8 protein-coding genes and 2 pseudogenes are annotated in these 4,719 nt (G+C 59.3%); 7 read left to right on the top strand and 3 right to left on the bottom strand.

Annotated elements, in window-relative coordinates; translation table 11 throughout:
• Window positions 1-283: pseudogene (locus A37A_RS21160) on the top strand (hypothetical protein); the annotation flags it as partial.
• 97 nt (window positions 284-380) lie between these two features.
• Here A37A_RS21160 and A37A_RS0102725 read toward each other — a convergent pair.
• Window positions 381-581, bottom strand: coding sequence for a DUF2283 domain-containing protein (locus A37A_RS0102725; protein ID WP_018290008.1), 201 nt, complete (start codon window positions 579-581; stop codon window positions 381-383).
• 110 nt (window positions 582-691) lie between these two features.
• Between A37A_RS0102725 and tnpA the strand changes: the two are divergent.
• The 3 genes and pseudogenes from tnpA to A37A_RS21155 all read left to right on the top strand — a co-directional run.
• Window positions 692-1,081 (top strand): annotated as a pseudogene (gene tnpA / locus A37A_RS0102720) (IS200/IS605 family transposase); the annotation flags it as partial.
• 3 nt (window positions 1,082-1,084) lie between these two features.
• Window positions 1,085-2,047, top strand: a complete 963-nt coding sequence (locus A37A_RS15360) for an RNA-guided endonuclease TnpB family protein (RefSeq protein ID WP_231363739.1) — start codon at window positions 1,085-1,087, stop codon at window positions 2,045-2,047.
• Window positions 1,962-2,234: a zinc ribbon domain-containing protein gene (locus tag A37A_RS21155; protein WP_343122720.1), complete on the top strand. Its 273-nt coding sequence runs from the start codon at window positions 1,962-1,964 to the stop codon at window positions 2,232-2,234. The genes A37A_RS15360 and A37A_RS21155 overlap by 86 nt, the downstream gene beginning before the upstream one ends.
• Window positions 2,235-2,260: 26 nt before the next feature.
• Here the strand turns inward: A37A_RS21155 and A37A_RS0102710 are convergent, their stop codons facing one another.
• Both A37A_RS0102710 and A37A_RS0102705 read right to left on the bottom strand, forming a co-directional pair.
• The gene (locus A37A_RS0102710; protein ID WP_020493910.1) at window positions 2,261-2,542 is read right to left on the bottom strand and encodes a DUF4258 domain-containing protein; all 282 of its coding nucleotides are present in this window, start codon (window positions 2,540-2,542) and stop codon (window positions 2,261-2,263) included.
• A 3-nt stretch (window positions 2,543-2,545) separates the two neighbouring features.
• Window positions 2,546-2,830, bottom strand: coding sequence for a hypothetical protein (locus A37A_RS0102705; protein ID WP_020493909.1), 285 nt, complete (start codon window positions 2,828-2,830; stop codon window positions 2,546-2,548).
• A gap of 173 nt (window positions 2,831-3,003) precedes the next feature.
• Here A37A_RS0102705 and A37A_RS0102700 point away from each other — a divergent pair, with 173 nt between their 5' ends.
• From A37A_RS0102700 to A37A_RS15355, 3 genes are all read left to right on the top strand, one after another.
• On the top strand, window positions 3,004-3,273 hold the full coding sequence (locus tag A37A_RS0102700; RefSeq protein WP_018290004.1) for a type II toxin-antitoxin system RelB/DinJ family antitoxin: 270 nt from the start codon (window positions 3,004-3,006) through the stop codon (window positions 3,271-3,273).
• Between the two features lie 6 nt (window positions 3,274-3,279).
• On the top strand, window positions 3,280-3,561 hold the full coding sequence (locus A37A_RS0102695; RefSeq protein ID WP_020493908.1) for a type II toxin-antitoxin system YafQ family toxin: 282 nt from the start codon (window positions 3,280-3,282) through the stop codon (window positions 3,559-3,561).
• A gap of 250 nt (window positions 3,562-3,811) precedes the next feature.
• Window positions 3,812-4,719 (top strand): reverse transcriptase domain-containing protein (locus A37A_RS15355; RefSeq protein WP_255324847.1); only part of this gene is annotated, 908 nt, incomplete at its 3' end.

Genomic DNA, 4,719 nt, shown 5'->3' with positions numbered 1-4,719 from the left:
CCGCTTTGGGGAAGCGGTCTCGCCGGTCCGAGTTGACGGCGTGCGAACAACTCTCTTTACTGTTAGACAACAAAGCGGAAAATCGACCCGCACACAAAAAAGCGGACACTACCCCCGGGGCCGCTTCATCAAGCTGCGCCTGAAACCGCTCCGCCTTCTCTGCCGCTCTCTCGGTCTTTGCCCTGCGCTTTCTGCGTTCGGCTCGCGCAATGCCCGTGCCGGTCGTGTTACGAAAGCAGCCGAGCTCGATACGTTGTTCCGCGATCTCAATGCGGACGATTGAGTACACGAGCCAATTCAAGCGTGACTACAAGCGCGAGAAGAAGGCCTCGTGAGATGCCGCAATGGCCTACCAAGGATTCGGTGCTATCTCCATGCGATCACTCCGTGGTCTGGAATTCGATCTTTCGGGCATCGCTGAGACGCTTCGAGGCGTCGAGGATTTCGAGCGAGATCAGGTTGCCCGCATCGTCATAGTCTAGGATCACTCCTGGCTTGCCCTCGTCGCTTTCTACCACCTGCACGTCACTCTTGAGGATGACGGTCAGTGTGTCTGTCTTCGCGTCATAAATCACCTTCATAGAGTTCCTGCAAGGAAACCTGCGATTTCAATCGCGGGAGGAATTGCGGTTGCTGGGAACGCAACACGTGATGTAGTCTTTCCGACAAGCAACGCGTTGTCACCAACCGCAATCGTGTTTACAAAACCGCATACCATGTGGTATGGTGCCCAAAGTATCGGATCGACGTGTTGACGGGACCGGTGGCCGAGGAAATGCGAGCGATGCTGGATTCGATTTGCGCGGAACGAGATTGGCCGATGATCTCCAAGGAGATTCAGCCGGACCACATCCATCTGTTTCTCAGCATGCCTCCCGCCATTGCCGTGGCCGACGCCGTCAAGGTGCTCAAGGGCGTTACGGCTCGCTTGCTGTTTCAACGGTTTCCAGCACTTAAGGAGCGGTTGTGGGATGGACATCTCTGGTCTCCATCCTATTACGTCGGCACCGCCGGCAATGTCAGCGCGGAAACCATCCGTCGCTACATCGAACGATCCGAACACGTCACCAAGAGGCGATAGGCCATGATGCGCACGGCGTCGATCAAGTTGGACGCGTCGCCAGAACAGGAAGGGGCGCTTGCCGCGCTGCAATCCGACTTTGCGAACGCCTGCCAGCGGCTTTCCGCCGTCGTTCGCGAGCATCGGGTCTGGAATCGGGTGGCATTGCATCAACGGACCTATTCGGATCTGCGTTCTTCGACTCCGCTGGGCAGCCAGATGTGCTGCAATGCCATCTTTTCGGTCTGCAAGGCGTACAAGGCACTCAAGGTAACCGGGCGGATTCCGAAAGACACGCCGGTTCCGGCAATCAGCTTCCAGCGCGCCAGCGTCCACTTCGACAAGCGCACCTACGCGCTCAAGAAGAATGCCGTCTCGCTTTANACCCNGGGCGGACGCGTCATCGTTCCGATGCGTCTTGGGGAACACCAGCGGCGCATCCTCTCCTTCGGCCGGCCGAAGGAGGCGGAACTGGTCTTTCGCAAAGGCAACTGGTATTTCAACCTCGTCGTCGAATCCGACGACAAGGAGCCGATCGCATCCAGCCCGGTAATGGGAGTGGATGTCGGCGAAAACAATCTCGCGGCACATAGTTTGGGAGGGATATTCGGCGGCGGTCGTCTGTGCGATCGTCGCGACCGCCATCTCGCCCTGCGTCGCCGTCTCCAGTCCAACGGCAGCCGAAGCGCAAAACAGAAGCTNCGGCAGGTCTCCGGCAAGGAGAGGCGGCACGTCACTCATGTGAACCACGAGACGAGCAAGGCCATCGTGCGGGAGGCGCTCGAGGCCGGAGTCTCCAAGATCACGATGGAGGACCTGACGCATATCCGAGACCGGATCAAGGCTGGCAAGCGCATGCGCGGAAGATTGCATCGCTGGGCCTTCCGGCAGCTCCAACGCTTTGTCGAGTACAAGGCGAAATCGGCCGGCATTCGCGGTCGAATACGTCGATCCGGCCTACACGAGCCAAACCTGCTCGTCTTGTAAACAATTGGGCAGACGCACGAAGCATCGTTTCGTGTGTCCTCACTGTGGTCTCCGGGCTCATAGCGACTTGAACGCAAGTCGGAATCTTGCCCGGATTGGCGGAACGATGGTTCCGCCAAGGGCGGCCGTAAGCACGCCTAATGTTGGAGGTGCGGATGTTGGCAACCATGTCTGCGCTTCACGATAAAGCCTGCGACTTCAGTCGCGCGTTGTTTACTGGCCTTCCCTCCAATATTTGTCAATCTTACTCGTTCGGTATGCGGTGACGACTTCTGCGGGCGACCGATCCACGTCCACGAAGACGCGGATCAGATAGGTCGCTCCCTCCATCGTCCGTCGCGACTGCAACACATCTCGTCCCGAGCGAACGGACAGCCGCTGCTCGGGCTTGGCCAGAACCTCCTGGATGATTTCCTCGTCCAGACCACGACGCGTCATCTCATGAATCGCATGGGCAGTGAGTACATAGTCCGAAATTGGTTCAGCCAGGGGCATGACCTAAAGTTCCTCCGGAAACCCTAAGGTCGCCTGCGACGCCCAAAACGCTCCGCGCTTGCCTTCCACATGGAGCGTCTGGCGCTCGCCGAGCAACGCGTTCACCAGCTTCCAGCCCTCGAGATCCCGCAGAAGCACCTCGAAGAGCGCCTGCACCATCTTCCAGAACGGGCTGTCTTCAAAGAGGTCCCGTTCTCCGAGATACCCGACCAGATCCTTACGCTTCTCGTCCTCCCAGAGAAGCATGTGGAGGTGCAGCGCGTCGATGAGCGGCGGGTTCGGGTCCATGCCGCGGCCCCACCGCTGCACGGTGCGCTTTGCGGTTTATTGACATCTTCCGTCCTATCCATGTGTGTGAACACGTATAGACAACAAATGGGTGAATGCCAACGCGGACGTGTTGACAAAGTCGGACGGCCTGTAGTACACTGTAGTACAGACAACAAAAGGAGGTCTTAGCAATGGCGAAGATTCAAGCTCGGGTGCCTGACGAGATTCAGGACGTTGCAAGCGCGGTCATCAAGTCCACGGGTCTAACCGTGTCTGATGCGGTCCGCATGTTCATGACGCGGATTGCTACGGATCGGGCCTTGCCGCTCGACCTGTTCCAGCCCAGCCCGGAAACACTGCGCGCTATCGAGGAAGCGCAGGCTTGCAAGCTCACGCCGACGACGATTGAGGGCATCATGGCCGACATAGAAGAGGCGCGCAGCGAAGGCCGGAAGCGGTAAGCCGGCATGCGACAAATCCTAGAATCCGGACCGTTCGAACGTGACGTGAAACGCGAGGCCAAGGGGAAGCATGGCAAAACGCTTGCGGCAATGCTGCGGCCGGTTCTGGTGGCGCTGGCGAACGATGAGCCGTTAGAGCCGCGCCATCGGGATCATGCCCTAACCGGCAATTGGCACGGGTGCCGTGACTGCCACGTCAAGCCGGATTTGGTCTTAATCTTTCGAAAGCCGGACGCGGAAACGCTGGAACTGCTGCGGCTCGGCTCACATTCGGAACTGCGCCTATGACTGGATGTCCGGCCTTTATTGATTGCGGCCGGTTTTGTGCAGCATGATCGTGACCACCTGACGCTTAACCTGACTTTGACGTGCGCCGTGAAAAGGGTGCATCGCCCAGTGGGGAGGGAGTGATCCCCACCCGGTAACTATTGCTCCAGCCGGAAGCACCCGGAGCGGCTGCTGGTGGTAACGCCGGTGGTCGAAGCCTCTGGGAAAAGGCCCGGAAAGCGGGTCAGCGAGCAAGCAGGCCCTAACGGAAGTGAACGCTGAACAAAGCCTCGAAACGGGCAATGCGGACGCCGAGCTCGTGTCGAAGAAGCGAAGGCCGATGTTTCCCTGGGAAGGAGAGCATATGTGCACTGGGGAGAGCCGCCGGGGCATTGGGCGAGGGCATGCGTGCAAAGGACGATGCATCAACACGGGCTACACCGAGGTGATCGGCGCCGACCTCTCCGGCTATTTCGACAGCATCCCTCACCATGCCCTGATGAAGAGCTTGGCCCGGCGGATTTCCGACGGCGTCATGCTTGCTCTTTTGAAGGCATGGCTGGAAATGCCCGTCGAGGAAGAAGACGAGCGGGGAGGGAAACGGCGGACGACCCAGGCCAAAGATCGGAGGCGCGGGTCCCCTCAAGGGGCTCCCATCTCCCCTCTACTGACCAACCTCTACATGAGGCGGTTTATCTTGGGATGGAGGAGGCAAGGATGGGCTGCAAAGTGGGCGGCGCACATCGTATCGTACGCCGACGACTATGTGATCCTCTGCCGACATCACGCCCAGGAAGCCCGGAAGCAAATGGAGAAGATCATGGAGCGAATCGGGCTCACCGTGAACCCGGAAAAGACCCGGATCTGCCGAGTGCCGGAGCAGAGCTTCGACTTTCTCGGCTACACCTTCGGTCTTTGCTACAAGCCCATCACGGGCCGCAGCTACCTGGGGACGCAGCCCTCCAAGAAACGGGTGAACCGGCTGTTGCAGAGCGTGAGCGAACGGCTTGGTCGGAACACCCAGGGAAGCGAAGCGGAAGAACTGGTATCGCTCCTCAATCGCCGGCTGCGAGGATGGGCGAACTACTTCTGTCTTGGCTCGGTCAGCCGAGCGTACCGGGCGGTGGACCGTCACGGTCCGGTATCGGCTCCGCCGGTGGCTCTGCCGCAAGCACAAGG

The organism is Verrucomicrobium sp. 3C, assembly GCF_000379365.1.
GTDB lineage: Bacteria > Verrucomicrobiota > Verrucomicrobiia > Methylacidiphilales > Methylacidiphilaceae > Methylacidimicrobium.
The sequence above is the reverse complement of the archived record's forward strand: the minus strand, read 5'-3'. Positions and strand labels throughout refer to the sequence as shown.